18 protein-coding genes and 1 tRNA gene are annotated in these 15,929 nt (G+C 68.2%); 9 read left to right on the top strand and 10 right to left on the bottom strand.

All coding sequences use genetic code 11. From position 1 onward, the window contains the following. Window positions 1-8: 8 nt before the first annotated feature. The 5 genes from ACP7AI_RS05445 to ACP7AI_RS05425 are packed head-to-tail and all read right to left on the bottom strand — an operon-like array spanning window position 9 to window position 3,080. Window positions 9-755, bottom strand: a complete 747-nt coding sequence (locus ACP7AI_RS05445; RefSeq protein WP_426164919.1) for a flagellar hook-basal body complex protein — start codon at window positions 753-755, stop codon at window positions 9-11. Between the two features lie 4 nt (window positions 756-759). Then, window positions 760-2,055, bottom strand: coding sequence for a flagellar hook protein FlgE (locus tag ACP7AI_RS05440; RefSeq protein WP_426164917.1), 1,296 nt, complete (start codon window positions 2,053-2,055; stop codon window positions 760-762). 4 nt (window positions 2,056-2,059) lie between these two features. Then, complete coding sequence (locus ACP7AI_RS05435) at window positions 2,060-2,332, bottom strand: flagellar hook assembly protein FlgD (RefSeq protein WP_426164915.1); 273 nt, start codon at window positions 2,330-2,332, stop codon at window positions 2,060-2,062. 2 nt (window positions 2,333-2,334) lie between these two features. Next, window positions 2,335-2,730, bottom strand: a complete 396-nt coding sequence (gene flgC / locus ACP7AI_RS05430) for a flagellar basal body rod protein FlgC (RefSeq protein WP_426164913.1) — start codon at window positions 2,728-2,730, stop codon at window positions 2,335-2,337. Next, a complete protein-coding gene (locus ACP7AI_RS05425) occupies window positions 2,727-3,080 on the bottom strand; it encodes a flagellar basal body rod protein FlgB (protein ID WP_426164911.1) in 354 nt (117 codons plus the stop codon). The genes flgC and ACP7AI_RS05425 overlap by 4 nt, the downstream gene beginning before the upstream one ends. Before the next feature lie 203 nt (window positions 3,081-3,283). Between ACP7AI_RS05425 and ACP7AI_RS05420 the strand changes: the two genes are divergently transcribed. The 7 genes from ACP7AI_RS05420 (at window position 3,284) to ACP7AI_RS05390 (ending at window position 9,065) form a co-directional block, all read left to right on the top strand. Then, window positions 3,284-3,730, top strand: coding sequence for a flagella basal body P-ring formation protein FlgA (locus tag ACP7AI_RS05420; RefSeq protein WP_426164909.1), 447 nt, complete (start codon window positions 3,284-3,286; stop codon window positions 3,728-3,730). Window positions 3,731-3,854: 124 nt separating this feature from the next. Continuing rightward, a complete protein-coding gene (gene flgM, locus ACP7AI_RS05415) occupies window positions 3,855-4,070 on the top strand; it encodes a flagellar biosynthesis anti-sigma factor FlgM (RefSeq protein WP_426164907.1) in 216 nt (71 codons plus the stop codon). Window positions 4,071-4,072: 2 nt separating this feature from the next. Next, window positions 4,073-4,405: a hypothetical protein gene (locus tag ACP7AI_RS05410; RefSeq protein ID WP_426164905.1), complete on the top strand. Its 333-nt coding sequence runs from the start codon at window positions 4,073-4,075 to the stop codon at window positions 4,403-4,405. Window positions 4,406-4,576: 171 nt separating this feature from the next. Then, complete coding sequence (locus ACP7AI_RS05405; protein ID WP_426164903.1) at window positions 4,577-5,362, top strand: transglycosylase SLT domain-containing protein; 786 nt, start codon at window positions 4,577-4,579, stop codon at window positions 5,360-5,362. Then, on the top strand, window positions 5,362-7,434 hold the full coding sequence (gene flhA / locus ACP7AI_RS05400; RefSeq protein ID WP_426164901.1) for a flagellar biosynthesis protein FlhA: 2,073 nt from the start codon (window positions 5,362-5,364) through the stop codon (window positions 7,432-7,434). Before ACP7AI_RS05405 ends, flhA begins: the two co-directional genes overlap by 1 nt. Before the next feature lie 4 nt (window positions 7,435-7,438). Continuing rightward, entirely contained in the window at window positions 7,439-8,179 is a 741-nt protein-coding gene (fliA, locus tag ACP7AI_RS05395; RefSeq protein ID WP_426164899.1) for an RNA polymerase sigma factor FliA, read from the top strand. A gap of 52 nt (window positions 8,180-8,231) precedes the next feature. Next, complete coding sequence (locus ACP7AI_RS05390; RefSeq protein ID WP_426164897.1) at window positions 8,232-9,065, top strand: HpcH/HpaI aldolase/citrate lyase family protein; 834 nt, start codon at window positions 8,232-8,234, stop codon at window positions 9,063-9,065. On the opposite strand, the gene ACP7AI_RS05385 is transcribed toward ACP7AI_RS05390, so the two are convergent. Continuing rightward, on the bottom strand, window positions 9,050-10,045 hold the full coding sequence (locus ACP7AI_RS05385; RefSeq protein ID WP_426164895.1) for an NAD-dependent epimerase/dehydratase family protein: 996 nt from the start codon (window positions 10,043-10,045) through the stop codon (window positions 9,050-9,052). The genes ACP7AI_RS05390 and ACP7AI_RS05385 overlap by 16 nt on opposite strands. 227 nt (window positions 10,046-10,272) lie before the next feature. Here ACP7AI_RS05385 and ACP7AI_RS05380 point away from each other — a divergent pair, with 227 nt between their 5' ends. Then, window positions 10,273-11,226 (top strand): MraY family glycosyltransferase, encoded by a 954-nt coding sequence (locus ACP7AI_RS05380; protein WP_426164893.1) that lies wholly within the window; start codon window positions 10,273-10,275, stop codon window positions 11,224-11,226. 73 nt (window positions 11,227-11,299) lie between these two features. After that, a tRNA-Gln gene (locus tag ACP7AI_RS05375) sits at window positions 11,300-11,374 on the top strand. Window positions 11,375-11,573: 199 nt separating this feature from the next. Here the strand turns inward: ACP7AI_RS05375 and ACP7AI_RS05370 are convergent. From ACP7AI_RS05370 to ACP7AI_RS05355, 4 genes are all read right to left on the bottom strand, one after another. After that, window positions 11,574-12,413 (bottom strand): peptidase, encoded by an 840-nt coding sequence (locus ACP7AI_RS05370; protein WP_426164891.1) that lies wholly within the window; start codon window positions 12,411-12,413, stop codon window positions 11,574-11,576. Next, the gene (locus ACP7AI_RS05365) at window positions 12,410-13,273 is read right to left on the bottom strand and encodes a transglutaminase family protein (protein ID WP_426164889.1); all 864 of its coding nucleotides are present in this window, start codon (window positions 13,271-13,273) and stop codon (window positions 12,410-12,412) included. Before ACP7AI_RS05365 ends, ACP7AI_RS05370 begins: the two co-directional genes overlap by 4 nt. A 12-nt stretch (window positions 13,274-13,285) precedes the next feature. After that, window positions 13,286-14,227 (bottom strand): alpha-E domain-containing protein, encoded by a 942-nt coding sequence (locus ACP7AI_RS05360; RefSeq protein WP_426164887.1) that lies wholly within the window; start codon window positions 14,225-14,227, stop codon window positions 13,286-13,288. A gap of 155 nt (window positions 14,228-14,382) precedes the next feature. Further along, complete coding sequence (locus ACP7AI_RS05355; protein ID WP_426164885.1) at window positions 14,383-15,837, bottom strand: circularly permuted type 2 ATP-grasp protein; 1,455 nt, start codon at window positions 15,835-15,837, stop codon at window positions 14,383-14,385. Window positions 15,838-15,929: the final 92 nt, after the last annotated feature.

Here is a 15,929-nt window from a genome sequence, read left to right as displayed (position 1 = left end):
GTGCTCCTTCACTGGCTGTCGAGCGCCATCAGGCGCGCGGTGCGTTCGTCGATGTCCTTGGCAAGGCCGAGCAGCCGGGCATTGACCTCGAATCCGCGCGATTGCTCGACGAGTTCGGTCAGCGCGCCGGCGGTCTGGACATTGGAATTTTCGAGCGCGCCGGTGGTCAGCGTGGCGGTGCGGTCGATCGGCAGCGGGGTTCTGCTGGTGAACTGCCCGTCGAGACCCTTGTCGAGGTCCCTCAAGCCCGCACCGGCGACGAGTTTCAGCTTGCCGAGGCTGGTGACGGCGTCGCCGATGCGCACCGACAGCCCGCCATCGGCGGCGATATCGAGGGCAGCGCCGGCGGGAATGGTGACCGGGCTGCCGCTGGCGCCGAGCACCGCCTTGCCGTCGCCGGTCTGGAGGACGCCGCCGACGCTGACCGACAGGTCGCCGCGGCGGGTATAGGCCTCGGTCGGCGTGCCGCCGACCACCGGTCCCTGCAGCGCCAGCCAGGCGTCGCCGGCCAGCGCGATGTCGAGCGGGCGGCCGGTGATGGTGATGCGACCGGGTTCGGCGGGGGTGGTGACGCTCGGCGCGCCGGCCTGGGCGCGGCTGACGGCGCTGTCGCCGTCGAGATAGCGGCCTTCGGCAGCCACCAGCTCGCGGCGAAACCCCGGTGTTCCGGCGTTGGCGAGGTTGTTCGCCGTCACCGCCTGGGCCCGCGAGCGGGCGTCGAGGCCGCTCAGCGCCGTGTAGATGAGGCGATCCATGGCTTTACTGGCGCAGGTTGATGATGGTCTGGAGCAGCGTCGTGTCGGTCTCCATGGCCTTGGCATTGGCCTGGAAGTTGCGCTGCGCGGCGATCAGTCCGACGAGTTCGATGGTCAGATCGACGTTGGAGCGCTCGAGGCTGCCCGACAAGATGCTGCCGATGCCGTTGCGGCCGGCCTCCCCGGTGAGGGCGACGCCGCTGTCCGGGGTCACGACATAGCTGGCGTCGCCGACCTGCTTGAGCCCTTGGGGGTTGGAAAACATCGCGACGGCGACCTTGCCGATGGTCTGGATCTCGCCATTGGTGAAGCTGGCGCGCATCGTCCCGGCGCTGTCGACGGCGATGCTCTCAAGCTGCCCGGTGGGAAAACCGTCCTGATCGATCGTGGCGCGGGTGAAGCCACCCGATTGCTGGGTGGTGGCGATGCCGTGGTCGACGGCGAGTCCCATCGCCTGGCCGCCGCTGCCGGGGTTGAAGGCATCGAAGGCGATGGGCGCCAGCGGGTCGGTGAGGATGCCCGCGGTGTCGAAGACCATCGGGATGCCGGGGGTGCCGGCCACCGTCAGCTCGCTGCCATTGACGACGACATGCGCGGTCCAGCGGTGAAACGGGTCGAGCGCGGTCGGCACCGACGTCTTCACATAATAAATATTGGCCGCCAGCGGGTTGCCGAGGGAGTCGTAGACGGTGGTCGACGTCGAATTATTGAAGGTCGCGGGGTCTTCGGGATTGAAGGCATAGGGGTTGAGCGGGGTGTAGATCGGCCGGTTCGGGATGATCTGGGCATCCGCCGGCAGGTTGACGGCGAGGCGGATATTGCTGGTCGCCTGGGGAACGCCCGAGGTCAGCGGCAGGCGCGCCGAGATAGTGGAGGCGAGATCGGTCGACACGATGCTGCCGTCGGTGGTGGTCGGGAACAGCTGCAACCGCCGCCCGGAGGCATCGACGACATAGCGTTCCTGGTTGACCGAGAAGCCGCCGTTGCGGGTGAAGCTGACTTCGTTGCCGCCGATCCCGCTCTTCACGGTGAAGAAACCCTGGCCGGAGATGGCGAGATCGAGCGAGCTGTCGGAGGATTCGATGGGTCCCTGGCTGAATTGCTGGGCCACGGCGCGGACGCTGGTGCCCGAGCCGATGGTGCGGGAGGGGGCCTGCAGCGGCGAATTGGAGATGATGTCGCCGAAACTGACGCGGCTGCGCTTGAATCCGTTGGTGCCGACGTTGGCGATGTTGTTGGCAAGCGCCGAAAGTTCGGTCTGGGCGCCCGAAAGCCCGCTGATCGAGGTGTAGAAAGCCATGGGTTCACTCCTTCACGGTGGTGGCGGCGATCAGGCGATCGAGCTTGTCGGCGATGGCGCCGAGGGCGGTATTGGTCGCAGCGATGCCGCTGACGGTGGAGAATTGCGCCATCTGGGCGACATATTCGCTGTTATCGACGGGCTTCGTCGGGTCCTGATTCTTCAGCTGCGCGCTCATCAGGGCGAGGAAATCGGACTGGTCGAGCGTCGTCTTGTGCGCTTTTGCAGGCGATCCCGACGTCGTCGGGATGGTGCTGGGGATGCCCGGGATGGCCATGATCAGCGACCCAGCCGCAGCGTGTCGAGCGCCAGCGCCTTGGCGGTGCCGAGAACCTCGACATTATTGGCATATTGGCGGGCGGTTTCGACCATTTCGACAAGCTCCTGGTTGGGATCGACGGCGGCGGCCCAGACGTTGCCGTCCTTGTCGGCGAGCGGATGGCCGGGGTCGTGGCGGCGTTCGGGGGTGCCGGTGCGCTCGATGGACGCGACATCAACCGTGGCGAACTGGCCATCATAGGCGGTGGCGAACACCGGTTTCAGGGCGCGATAGGCGCCGGCCTCGGTGCCGGCGATGGCGCCGGCGTTGGCGAGGTTGGACGCGATGTTGTTTAGCCGCACCAACTGCGCCGCCATGGCGCGGCCGGCGATGTCGAAGCTGTCGAGGCGGCTCATTCGCCGCCCTTCAGCGCAGCCATGATCGTCTGGATGCGGCCGCCGAGGAAGCTCAGCGAGGCGCGATAGTCGATGGCGTTTTCGGCAAAGGCGGTCTGTTCGGTGGCGAGCTCGACGGTGTTGCCGTCGAGCGAGGCCTGGACCGGGACGCGGTAGCGGATGGCCCCGCTGGTATTGCCGCTGCCCTCGGCCGCGGCCAGCGCCGCCTTGAAATCGAGGTCGCGCGCCTTGTAGCCGGGGGTGGCGGCGTTGGCGATGTTCGACGCGATCAGGTCGAGCCGCTGGGCCCTGAGGCGCAGCGCCGCTGCCGGTTGGCCGAGCTGGCGATCGAGGAAATCGGGTCCGTTCATGCCAGGGGTAAAGCAAGCGCCGTGCCAATTGCCGCTTGCAGGGGGCGGGGGCAGCCGGCGGCGGCGGCAGCGGCAAGACATTGCCGGTGGAACGGTAAAGGCTGGCCGCTGGTGGCGGCATGGCGGTCGGGCCGTGCTGCGCGGCACAGACTGGCGCGGTTTTTGCTGGGCGCGGCGCAGATGTTCCCACGAAAGGCCCCCCGATGCTGATCGCGATGCTGCTTGCCGCCCCTCAATTGATGGCGCCCGCCGTGCTACAGGCGCGGGTGGAGGCCTTTGCCGGCCGGCCGGCGATCGTCGACGCCCGGCTGCTGCTGCCCGATTGCGCTGAGCCCATCCTCGACTGGGCCAATGACCGCAGCGTCGCGGTGCGCTGTGCGGCGCCGGCCTGGCAGGTGTTCGTGCCGGTGGCGGCCGGCCGGGCCGCGGCGGTAATCGCCACGTCGGTGATCCGCCGCGGCGACCGGGTGGTGGTTGAGGCGGGCGGCACGGGCTTCGTCGTCGGGCTGGAAACGGTCGCCGAGGCCGACAGCCGCGATGGCCGCGTGACCCTGCGCGCGCCGGGCAGCAACCGGCGGTTGACCGGGACCATCGACGCCGACGGCCGCGTGCACATAAATGGTTTAAATGCCATGGTGAGCGGCCGTTAACCGCAAGCATGGCAGCCCCCCGGCCGTAGCTGGGGGCATGAGCCAGGAGGAGGACGCAGTGATCGATGGCATTGGCAGGGGCCAGCCGCCCCGGGCGGTGTCGCCCCGACAGGAACCGACCCCGGTGGACGTCGTGCGGGGCAGTTTCGACAAGCCGGCGATCCGCGAATCCGCAGCAGCGCTGTCGGGCATCGCCGCCGATCTGGCCGCCAGGCCGCCGGTCGATACGGCCAAGGTCGAACGGCTGCGCGCCGCCATCATCGGCGGCGATTATCGCGCCGATCCCGATGCGATTGCGTCGGCGATGATCGCGCTCGAGACGGTGCCGAAAAAGGCCTGACGATGGGTCCCGCCGATGGCCATGACACCAACAGCTTCATTCGCCTGATCGACGCCATTCGCGCCGAGATCGCGGCGCTGGAAGCGGAGGATGCCGCCGCCATCGAGGCGGCGACCGCCGGCAAGCTGGCGGCGCTGCAGGCGGTCGAGGCCGACATCGCCGCTGGCACACCGCCCGACAAGGCGCTGCTCGCCGATGCCCGCGACCTCAATGCCGAGGCGGCGCTCAGGGCGCGCGCCAAGATGCTCGGCGTCGAACGCCGGCTGGCGGCGGTGTCAACGGCCGCGGGCCGGCCGGCGCCGCTGGTCTATGGCCGGGATGGCCGCTGGGGGTAGCGGGCGCGGGTTGGCGTGCGTCGAGCCGATTTCAGCCAGGTAGCTTATGCCGAAACGGCTGCTGACGCCGCCACAATGGCGGCACCTCCCGCCACAATTGGCACAGCCCTTGCACAGCCTCTGCTGATGGCGGGCTTCGAGCCCGCTGCAATGCAGCAAGGTAGGCACGCGATGACCCAGGTTTTTGCGGTGGAGGCAATGACGGAGCGGGTGACCGGTGCCGTGCGCAGCGCCGCCGCGCGGACCGGGGTCGATTTTTCCTATCTGATGGCGCAGGCGCGGGTTGAATCGGGGCTGAACCCGGCGGCCAGGGCGCAGACGTCGAGTGCCAGCGGCCTGTTCCAGTTCACTGCCGCGACCTGGCTCGAGACGGTGCGCAAGCATGGTGCCGAGCATGGCCTGGGATGGGCGGCGGACGCCATCGGCAGCGGGGTGGCCGGTGCCGGCAGTGCGGCGCGCGCGACGATCCTGGCGCTGCGCGACAATGCCGATGCGGCGGCGCTGATGGCGGGGGAATTCGCCGCCGACAATGGCGCTGCGCTCGCGGCCAAACTGCAGCGGGCCGTAGGGGCGACCGACCTCTATATGGCGCATTTCCTGGGTGCCGGCGGCGCCACCAGGTTCCTGAAGACACTGCAGAATGCGCCGGAGACTACGGCGGCGTCGCTGTTCCCGGCGGCGGCGGCGGCGAACCGTTCGGTGTTTTATGGTCGCGATGGGGCGGCGCGGTCGGTGGGCGATGTCTACGCGCGGTTTGCAGCGAAGCTGGGCGCCGGCGGCCCCCTCTCCCCGCTTGCCGCTAGCGTGTCGAGTCGCCCCCTCCCGCAGCCGGAGGCGCCGCCTTCGCGTCAGCGGGAGAGGGACGGCGGTGCTGTGCCGGCAAGCGGCAACGCCTTGCCGGTTGCCGCCGATCGCGCCCGGCTCGCCTATCTGCTGCTGGCGGAGCTCGGCGCCTGATGGCTGGCGTTGCGCTTCTCCGTCGCGCCGACCCGCGCGCCGCGCTGCTGCCGGCCGCCATACTGATGCTGGTGCTGCTGATGGTGGTGCCGGTGCCGGCGGTGCTGCTCGACGGCTTCTTCATCCTCAACATCGCCATTTCGCTGGTCGTGCTGATGGTCGCCATCAACACGCAAAAGCCGCTCGATTTCTCCGCCTTTCCGACGGTGCTGCTGTTTGCCACCTTGCTGCGCCTCTCGCTCAATGTCGCCTCCACCCGCGTCGTCCTCGTCCACGGCCATGAAGGCACCGCGGCGGCCGGCCATGTCATCGAGGCGTTCGGCGCCTTCCTCGTCGGCGGCGATTACGTCGTCGGCATCTTCGTCTTTGCCGTCCTGATGATCATCAACCTTGTCGTCATCACCAAGGGCGCCGGGCGGGTGTCGGAGGTCGCGGCGCGATTCACCCTCGATGCGCTGCCCGGCAAGCAGATGGCGATCGACGCCGATCTCAACGCCGGGCTGCTGACCGCCGACGAAGCCCGCAAGCGCCGGCTGGAGGTGACGACCGAGGCGGATTTCCACGGGAGCATGGATGGCGCATCGAAGTTCGTGAAGGGCGACGCCGTCGCGGGCGTGCTCATTCTCGCCATCAACATCATCGGCGGGCTGATCCTCGGCACGGTCCAGCACGGGCTCGGCATCGGCGAGGCGGCACGAGTGTATCTCCTCCTCGCCATCGGCGACGGCCTGGTCGCGCAGGTGCCGGCGCTGCTGCTGTCGATCGCCGCCGCCATGGTGGTGACGCGCGTGGGGTCTGAGCTCGATCTCGCCGGCCAGGTGACGAGCCAGTTCGCGCAAAGCGCCAGCTGGGCGCCGGTGGCCGTCATCCTGGCGCTGCTCGCGGCGCTGCCGGGGATGCCACACCTCGTCATCCTGGCCGCGGCGGCCGGCGCCGGCTGGATCGCGTGGAAACTGCGCAAGCCCGCGGCCGCAGCCGCTGTTGCCGAGGCGCCCGCGCCGTCGGCCACCATCGAATGGTCGGAAGTGTCCGACGTCGCCCCGGCCAGCCTCGACATCGGTTTCGGACTGGTGCCGCTCGTCGACGAGGCGCGCGGCGCGCTGCTGATGGCGCGGATCACCGGGGTGCGGCGGCAGTTGTCGAAGCAGCTCGGCTTTGTGCTGCCGCCGGTGCGGGTTCGCGACGACCTGGCGCTGGCACCCTTCGCCTACCGCATCGCCATCGCCGGCGTGACGCTGGGGGAGGACCTGGCCTTTCCCGACGACGCGCTGGCGATCGAGGCCGGGCCGGTCGAGGCCGAGATCCCCGGACGGCCGGTGCGCGACCCGGCGTTCGGCCTGCCGGCGCGCTGGATCGACCCGGCCGAAAGCGACCTCGCCACCGCTGCCGGCTATACCGTCGTCGATGCGGCATCGGTCATCGGCACTCACCTCAATCACCTGCTGTCGAGCCATGCCCATCGCCTGATCGGCCAGGACGAAGTGCAGGCGATGCTCGACACGCTGGCCGACAGTGCGCCGGCGCTGGCGGCGGGGCTGGTGCCCAAGCTGATGCCGCTGGCGACCGTGACCGCGGTCATCCAGCGGCTGGTCGAGGAGGCCGTGCCGGTGCGCGACACCCGCACCATCATTGCCGCGCTCATCGCCCATGCGGCGCGCAGCCCCGACCCGGCTGAGCTCACCGAGCTGGTGCGGCCGGCGCTGGGCGCGGCGATCGTCCAGACGCTGGCGGGCCTGCGCGAGGCCGTCGCCGCCATCGCCATCGACCCGGCGCTTGAAAACCTGCTCTCCGGGGCCGTCCGCGCGGCGCCGGGCTCGCCCTGGCCGTTCGACCCCGAGCTGGGGCAGCGCGTGGGAGAGGCCATCGGCGCGGCGGCGGAGGCCCTGATGGCCGACAACCGCCGCTTTGCCATCGTCACCACGCCGATCGTCCGCCGGCCGCTATGGGCGCTGCTGCGCGTCCGCCTGCCGCAGCCGGTCGTGCTGTCGTTCACCGAAATCCCCGACGATCGCACCGTCGATGTTGTCGCCGTCGTCGGCGGCGCGGCCGTGCCCGATATGCAAGGAGCCTGACCCGATGGATGCCCGCCTTGGCCATGATCCGGCGCTTTATACCCCGGTGCGGCCCGTCCGTACCGAACCCGAACGGCTGGTGTCGTCGCACCTGGGGTTGGTCAGGAAGATCGCTTGGCATGTCCATGCCCGGGTGTCGTCGGCGATCGACGTCGAGGATCTGGTCCAGATCGGCATGATCAGCCTGATCGAGGCGGCGCGGGCCTTCGAGGATCGCGGCCAGGCGGCGTTCGCCACCTATGCCACCGTCCGTGTCCGCGGCGCGATGATCGACCAGTTGCGCAAAGGGGCGACGCTGGTCCGATCGGCAATGCGGCGGCGGCGCGAATGGGGGGCGGTGCGGGCCAGCCTCGAAGGCCTGCTGGGCCGCGCCGCCACCGATGCCGAGATGGCCGAGAAGCTGGAGCTGACGCTGGAGGCCTATCGATCGGCAATGGCAGCGACGCAGGCGGTGCACACCGAATCGATCGACGATGTCTATTCGGATCACAGCGACTGGTTCGCCGACGATACCCCCGATGCCCATGACCAGCTGGCGTCGAAATCGATGCACGCGGCGATCTCGGGCGCGGTCGCGACGCTGCCGGAACGCGAGGCGATGGTGCTGCAGCTGTACTTCGTCGAGGAACTCAACCTGGAGGAGATCGGCCAGGTGCTCGGCGTCGGCGCGGCGCGGGTCTGCCAGATCAAGAGGGCCGCGCTCGGCAAGCTGCGGGGCAAGCTCGGCGGCTGGGACGATGATTGACCGCAGACTGCGGCTGGCGCTTTAAGGCGCGGTCACCCCTGCGAGGTTCACCATGTCCCTGCGCCCGCGCCGTTCCGCGCTTTACCTGCCGGCGAATCGTGACAGCGCCGTCGCCAAGGCGCGCACGCTGCCGGCCGACTGCATCATCCTCGACCTCGAAGACGCGGTGCAGCCCGATGCCAAGGACGCGGCGCGTGACAAGGCGCTGGCCGCGGCCAACGCCGGCGGCTGGGGCGACCGCGAATTGCTGCTGCGGGTGAACGGTCTCGGCATGCCCTGGTCGGCGACGGATTTCGCGGCGGCGCGGGCAGGGGGCTTTGCCGGCGTCGTCGTGCCCAAGGTCGATAGCGCGGCGATGGCTGCGGAGGCCGTGGCGGCGGCGGGCGACCTGCCTGTCTGGGCGATGATCGAGACGCCACGCGGCGTGCTCGCGGCGGCCGGCATCGCCGCGGTCCCCGGTGTCATCGCACTGCTCGCCGGCATGGCCGACCTTGCCAAGGATCTGCACGCCCGGCCGGACGCGGCGCGGACGCCGCTGCTCTACAGCCTGTCGGCGATCGTCCTCGCGGCGCGGGCGGCGGGCATCCAGGCCTTCGACGGCGTGTTCACCGACATTCAGGACACCGCCGGCTTCGAGGCCGAGGCGCGCCACGGGCTGATGCTCGGCTTCGACGGCAAGTCGCTCATCCATCCGTCACAGGTCGATCCATGCAACCGGGTGTTTTCGCCCAGCGCCGAGGATATCGCCGAGGCCGAGGGGCTGATCGCCGCCTATGAGGCCGGGCTGGCGAGTGGGGCAGGGGTGACGACGTTCAACGGCAAGATGGTCGAGGTCCTGCACGTCGCCGAGGCGCGCCGCATCCTGGCGCTTCAGACGCCGGCATAATCCCGGTACCATTCGACGAACGCCGGCACGCCAACCGCCAGCGGCGTCGCCGGCGCATAGCCGAGGTCGCGCCGCGCCGGGTCGATGTCCGCCCAGGTTGCGACGACGTCGCCGGGCTGCATCGGCTGCAGGTCGAGGATCGGCCTGGTGCCGCAGGCCTGGCCGATGAGATCGACGAGCGCGCCCAATTGCTCGGGCTGATCGTTGCCGAGGTTGTAGACGGCGTGGGGGCTGAAATAGCCGCCGGGCTTTTCATTGTCGTCGTCCGCCGGCGGCCGGTCGAGCGCGGCGATGACGCCGGCAACGATGTCGTCGATATAGGTGAAATCGCGCTGCATCGCGCCGCCGTTGTAGAGCGGCAGGGGCTCGCCGCGCAGCACGCGCTCGGTGAACCGCCACAGCGCCATGTCGGGCCGGCCCCAGGGGCCATAGACGGTGAAGAAGCGCAGGCCGGTCATCGGCACGCGATACAGATGGGCATAGCTTTCGCTCATCAACTCGTTGGCGCGCTTGGTGGCGGCATAGAAGGACACCGGCCGATCGGCGCGGCCGGCGACCGACAGCGGTAGCTGCGCGGCGTCGCCATAGACCGACGAGGATGAGGCATAGACGAGATGCGCGATATTCCGGCTGCGCGCGAGCTCCAGGATCTCGAGCTGGCCGACCAGGTTGCTATGGGCATAGGCGCGTGGCGCATCGATGGAGAAACGCACCCCGGCCTGGGCGCCGAGATGGACGATGCCGGTGAGGGCTTCGCCGGCAATGGCGGCGCCGAGCGCGGCCTCGTCGGCGAAGTCCGCTTCGACGAAGCGAAAGCCCGGCTGCGATCCGATCAGTTGTTCGAGGCGGGCATGCTTCAGCGCGACAGGATAATAGGCGTTGAGGTTGTCGATGCCGATCACCCGTTCGCCGCGTGCCAGCAGGGCGCGGGCGACATGGGCCCCGATGAAGCCTGCCGCCCCGGTCACCAATATCGTCATTGCCGCAGCCCCCCTCTCCGCGCTCGATGTCCCGCTCCCCCTTGCTTTGGAATCGCGTTCGCGGCTAGTGGGATATCGGGTCGAAGGCATAGAACAGCCTCAGCTGCGTACAAAGGATAGCTTGCCCCTTGTCCATGCCGGCACTTTCCGCGGTCACGGCGATTATATCCCTGCTGGTCGCGTCATTGGTCGGTATTTTTGCGCGTCCATTGGGCGAAGCTCTGTTATTGCTTGATTTTCCCGATACCGATGGCGGCCGCAAGCGCCATGCCACGGTGACTCCGCTGGTCGGCGGGCTGGCGGTCGCCGCTGCCATTGTCGGGGCCGCCTGGCTGTCGGCGATCATCGTTCCCGAGGCGGCACCGGCGCTGCACCTGGGCTGGCTGGCGGGTACCGTGGCGGTCATGTTCGGCATCGGCATCGCCGATGATCGCTTCCACCTGTCCCCCATCCTGCGGCTTGGCGCCGCACTGACCGTGCTGCTGCTGGTGATCAGCGAGGCCCCGGATTTCAGCCTGGCGTTCCTGCGCTTTTCGGGCATGGACCAGACATGGCTGCTCGGCCGCGTCGGCGATGCCTTCACGCTGCTGTGCCTCGTCGGGCTGTTGAATGCGGTCAACATGGCGGACGGCAAGAACGGCATCGTCGCCGGCATGGGCCTGATCTGGGCGGTCATCCTGGCGCTGCACGCGCCGTCGGCGATGCTGCCGGTGCTGGCGGCGGCGGCGGTTGCGCTGGCGGTGATCTGGGCCTTCAACATGGCCGGCAAGCTGTTTTTGGGCGACGCCGGCAGCTATGCCATATCGGCGTTCTTCGGGCTGGCGGCGGTCTATGTCTACAACCATGATTTCGAGGTGATGCGCGCCGACGATGTCGCCGTGCTGTTCGCCATTCCGGTGTTCGACACGGTGCGGTTGATGGTGGTGCGCGTCGCCCAGCGCCGGTCGCCGTTCGAGGGCGATCGCAATCATCTTCACCATCATCTCTACGCTGCCATCGGCTGGCCGCGCGGGCTATGGGTCTATATGGCGTTAGTGGCCGTACCCAACGCCGGCGCCGTGCTGTTGCCGGGCACGGCCCTGTTGTGGCTGGTCGTGTCGTTCATCGCCTATTGCGGCGTCATGTGGCTGACCCGGTTCAGCAGCGCCCAGGCCGAAGCTGCCGCCCGCCCGGCGGAATGACGCGGCGCCGCCACGAGGACGCTTTTTATATTGCCGCCGCCGCCGCGCTGACCTAGGTCGCATGGCTTCGCATTGGGGCGTCGCCAAGTGGTAAGGCACCGGTTTTTGGTACCGGCATTCGCAGGTTCGAATCCTGCCGCCCCAGCCAGGCTTTTCGGCTGACGAACAGGTTTCGCGGACACCTCCCGCTTTGTCCGGCTCGAGGCTTGGCTACAGCTCGTTCCGCGCCAGCCATGGTGGTTGCCTGCTGGTCCGTGCGCCCCTGCACGCCACTTGGCCCGCCGGGACGTCACATTATCGGGTAGAAGCGCCGGCTGTGCGTGCGGGCATTTTGACAGGTTGAACCACTAATCGAAGATGGCATCCAAGTCCGGCTCGCTCGCATAGGCCGGGAGCGGTATCGCGGCCGCTGCCGCCCTGAGCGCGTTCGACCAGCGGTCGTTGAGTTCGCCGTAATATTCGTCGTCGGGGCCGATGCGGTGGCTGAGTTCGATCTTCGATACGCCGCTGCGGATGGTGATGAGGTCGATGGGCAGGCCGACGGCGAGGTTGGAGCGCATCGTGGCCGAAAAGGAGATCAGCCCGACCTTGATGGCTTCGGCGAGCGGCGTGTCATAGCTGATCATGCGGTCAAGCACGGGCTTGCCGTATTTGTGCTCGCCGATCTGGAGGAAGGGCGTGTCGGGTTGGCATTCTATGAAATTACCGGCGCCGTAGATGAGGAACAGCCGCGGGCGGCGGCCGCCGATGCTGCCCGACAACAGCAGGGTCGCATCGGTCAGCACACGTTCGTGGCGGGCGTTGGTCTCGTTCTTGACGACGGCGTCGATGGTTGCCTTGGCCTCGCTCAGCGCATGTCCGACGATCTGGGCGGCGCGGAACACCGTTGGTGCGCTGGTCAGCGTTTCCATCTCGCCGCTGTCGGGCATGGTGACGCCGAGCGCGACACGGCTCAGCGCCGATTGCGTCACCGACAGGCTGCCGGCCGAGGCGACGGCGATGACGCGGTCGCCCTGTGTTTCCATCACGCGCAGCTTGCGATAGGTCGAAATGTTGTCGACGCCGGCGTTGGTTCGGGTGTCGCCCATCATGACGACGCCTTCGCGGACCAGGATCCCCATGCAATAGGTCATGGCCAGCGCCTCCCCACCCAGCAGGCTGAATTGTTCGGGGGAGCGCTCATTCACTGCACCTGAGCCTGTGATTGCGACTGGCCCGATTGACTCTGGGACTGCCGCTGCGCCGGGCCGGCATCGCTGGCGGTGACGCTGACGATCATCGTCTCGGCACCGCCGCCTCGCCGGGCGCCGCGCACCGGGGCGGCATCGAGATAATCGAGGCCGATGGCGACGCGCAGATAGGCCTCGGTCGTCGACATGCCGTTGGTGGGGTCGAAGCCGACCCAGCCGAGATCGGGCAGATGCGCCTCCACCCAGGCATGGCCGGCGGGTTGGGTCACCAGGCCGTCGGCGCGAACGAGGTGCCCGGAGACATAGCGCGCCGGGATGCCGAGATGGCGGGCGGCGGCGAGGAAGACGTGGCTGTAGTCCTGGCAGACGCCGGCCATGATGCTGAAGGCGTGGATGGCATCGGTATGGCTGTGGGTGACGTCCGCGTCGAAGGTCATGCGGTCATACAGCCCGCCGAGCAAGGCGTGGCAGGTATCGAGCGGGTTGGGCGCCAGGCAACTACGGGCATAGGCACGGATCGCCTCGTCGGCGGTGCTGAGCGGGGTGGTGCGCAGGAACACCGACGGCGGCAGCGGCTCGGCGGTGCCGCCGAGGACGCCATGGGTCTCGGTGGTGTCGACGTCGCCGCTGACGTGCAGCGCCAGCCGGCGGATTGGCGCATCGGCGTAGAACATGTGGGTGATGTTGCCGAATACGTCGGCGCCGCGACGCAGATGGCCATCGGTATCGGTATCGAGCCGCCAACTGACGACATGCTGGGTGTCATGCCCCGACGGTTCGACGCGCAACAGCTGGATCACGTCGCTGGCGAGCAGTGAGTAATCGTAAGTTGTTGTATAGTCGACACGGATGCGCATGTGGCTATCGATTCAGAAGAGGTATTGTTCGGCGATGGCTTCGCCCAGCTTGTTGTTCTCGACGATGAAACGCGTCAGGAACTCGTGGAGGCCATCGGCGAAGACCTTGTCGATGTTCGATTGCGCCAGGCGGTTGTTTCCGGCCGACGCGAGGCGATGCGCCGGGCCACGCTTGCCGGTGACGCTGGCGAGCAGATCGAGATGGCGCAATATCTCTTCATAGCAGGACGCGAGGCTGCGCGGGATCTGGCGGTTGAGGATGAGGAGATCCGCGACCAGCCACGGCTTGACGCTGTCGCGATAGACCCAGCGATAGGCGGTCATCGCCGACACGGTGCGCAGGATCGTCGTCCACTGGAAATAATCGAGGCTGCCGCCGACCGATTCGCCGCGCGGCAGCAGCAGGTGATATTTGACGTCGAGCAGCCGCGCCGAGTTGTCGGCGCGTTCGATGGCGGAGCCCAGGTTGACGAACCAATAGGCGTCGCCGCGCAACATGGTGCGCTGGGCGGCGCCGTCATAGGCGGCGACGGCGTGCTTGATGAGCTCGAGCAACGGGCCCAGCGCCTCGCGACTTTCGAGATGGGTGCCATAGCGCGAGATTTCGAGCCAGGCGGTGTTGATCGCCTCCCAGGCTTCCTCCGTCAGCGCGGTGCGGACCGAGCGGGCGTTGGCGCGGGCGGCTTCGAGGCACGACCGGATCGAGGACGGGTTGGCCGGGTCGAGGGTAAGGAAGTCGCTGACCTGGTGCTCGTCGAGGGCGAGGCCGCGGTCCTTGTGCGCCTTGGTCATCCAGGTCGCGGCGAGCGCCGATTCCCAAGCGTTGCCGGCGCCGCCGTAGGAGGAGGGCAGGGCGGCGAGGCGCTGGGTGGCCTCGATCAGGCGCGCGGTGAAATCGGCGCGCTCGAGGTAGCGGCCCATCCAGTAGAGGTTTCCGGCGGTTCTAGAGAGCATCGCGTCAGCGCCCCGCGCGGCTTTGCGCCGATTGCGCAGCGATCGAAGCAAAGGCGCCGAGAGGCGCCAGCGCGGCCGGCGGGGCGACGCGGCCTTCGCGCGTCGAACCCGTCCGACGTCGGCGCGGCTTCGCCGCGGCGCTGCTGGCCTGCACTTCAGTCATCCACCACCCATGTATCCTTGGTCCCGCCACCCTGGCTCGAGTTCACCACCAGCGACCCCGGCGTCATCGCCACCCGGGTCAGCCCGCCCGGCACGATCTTCACGCCGTTGGCGCCGGTCAGCACGAACGGCCGCAGGTCGACATGGCGAGCCGCAACGCCGGCGTCGGTCGCGGTCGGGCAGGTGGACAGCGCCAGTGTCGGCTGGGCGATGAATTTTTCGGGGTGGGCCTTCAGCTTGGCGGCAAAGGCGGCGAGCGTCGCCTGGGGCGCGTGCGGGCCGATCAGCATGCCATAGCCGCCGGAACCATCGACTTCCTTGACCACCAGCTCGGCCAGGTGATCGAGGACATAACCCAGCGCCTCCGGCTCGCGGCAGCGCCAGGTCGGCACGTTCTTCAAGATCGGCTCCTCGCCGGTGTAGAAGCGGACGATGTCGGGCATGTAGCTGTAGATCGCCTTGTCGTCGGCGACGCCGGTGCCGACCGCATTGGCCAGCGTGACATTGCCGGCGCCATAGGCCGCCATCAGCCCGGGCACGCCGAGCATCGATGACGGGTTGAAGACCAACGGGTCGATGAAGGCATCGTCCAATCGACGGTAGATGACATCGACGCGTTCCGGTCCCTCGGTCGTGCGCATGAAGACGACATCGTCGCGGACGAACAGGTCGCTGCCCTCGACCAGTTCGATGCCCAGCTTGTCGGCGAGGAAGCTGTGTTCGTAGAAGGCGCTGTTGTGGCGGCCGGGGGTGAGCAGCACGCACACCGGCGCGCCGCCGTTGTGGCTCTTGCGCGGACTGACCGACGCCAGTGTTTCGAGCAGTTCCTCGGGGTAGGTTTCAACGGGCGCGACTTTCACCCTGTCGAACAGCTCGGGCACCAGTTTCAACATCACCTCGCGGTTTTCGAGCATGTAGCTGACACCCGACGGGGTGCGGGCATTGTCCTCCAGCACATAGAATTCATCGGGGCCGGTACGGACGAGATCGATGCCGGCGATATGGGTCCAGATGCCGCCCGGCGGCTTTTTCCCGGCCATGTGCAGGCAATAGCCGGGGTTCTGCAGCACCAGTTCCTCGGGCATGATGCCGGCGCGCAGGATGTCGCGGGCGCCATAGACATCGGCGAGAAAGGCGTTGAGCGCGCCGACGCGCTGTTTCAGCCCGAGTTCCAGCCGCTCCCATTCGCTGCGCGCCAGGATGCGCGGCACGATGTCGAATGGAATCAGGCGCTCGGCGGCGTCGGGATCGCCATAGACGGCAAAGGTGATGCCGATGCGACGAAAGAACAGCTCCGCCTGGCGCCGCCGCGCCGCCATGACCTCGGGCGGCGACTGGTCGAGCCAGAGCTGGATGGAGCGATAGGCGGCGCTGACCGATTGGCCGGCGGTGGGACCATAGGCGTCCCCCAGCCCGTACATTTCGTCAAAGGCTGTTGCCGCCGCCATTCCCGCTCCCGTCTGTGCCGGGCGATAGTGTGCAGCGCAGCGAAAAGCGCAAGTTCATTGTTTGGGAAAGGTGGATACGGGGCCGATTGTTG

The sequence above is a fragment of the Sandarakinorhabdus sp. DWP1-3-1 genome (genome assembly GCF_049896705.1).
Classification (GTDB): domain Bacteria; phylum Pseudomonadota; class Alphaproteobacteria; order Sphingomonadales; family Sphingomonadaceae; genus Sandarakinorhabdus.
Note: the sequence above shows the minus strand (reverse complement) of the source record. Positions and strands in the feature narration are given on the sequence as shown.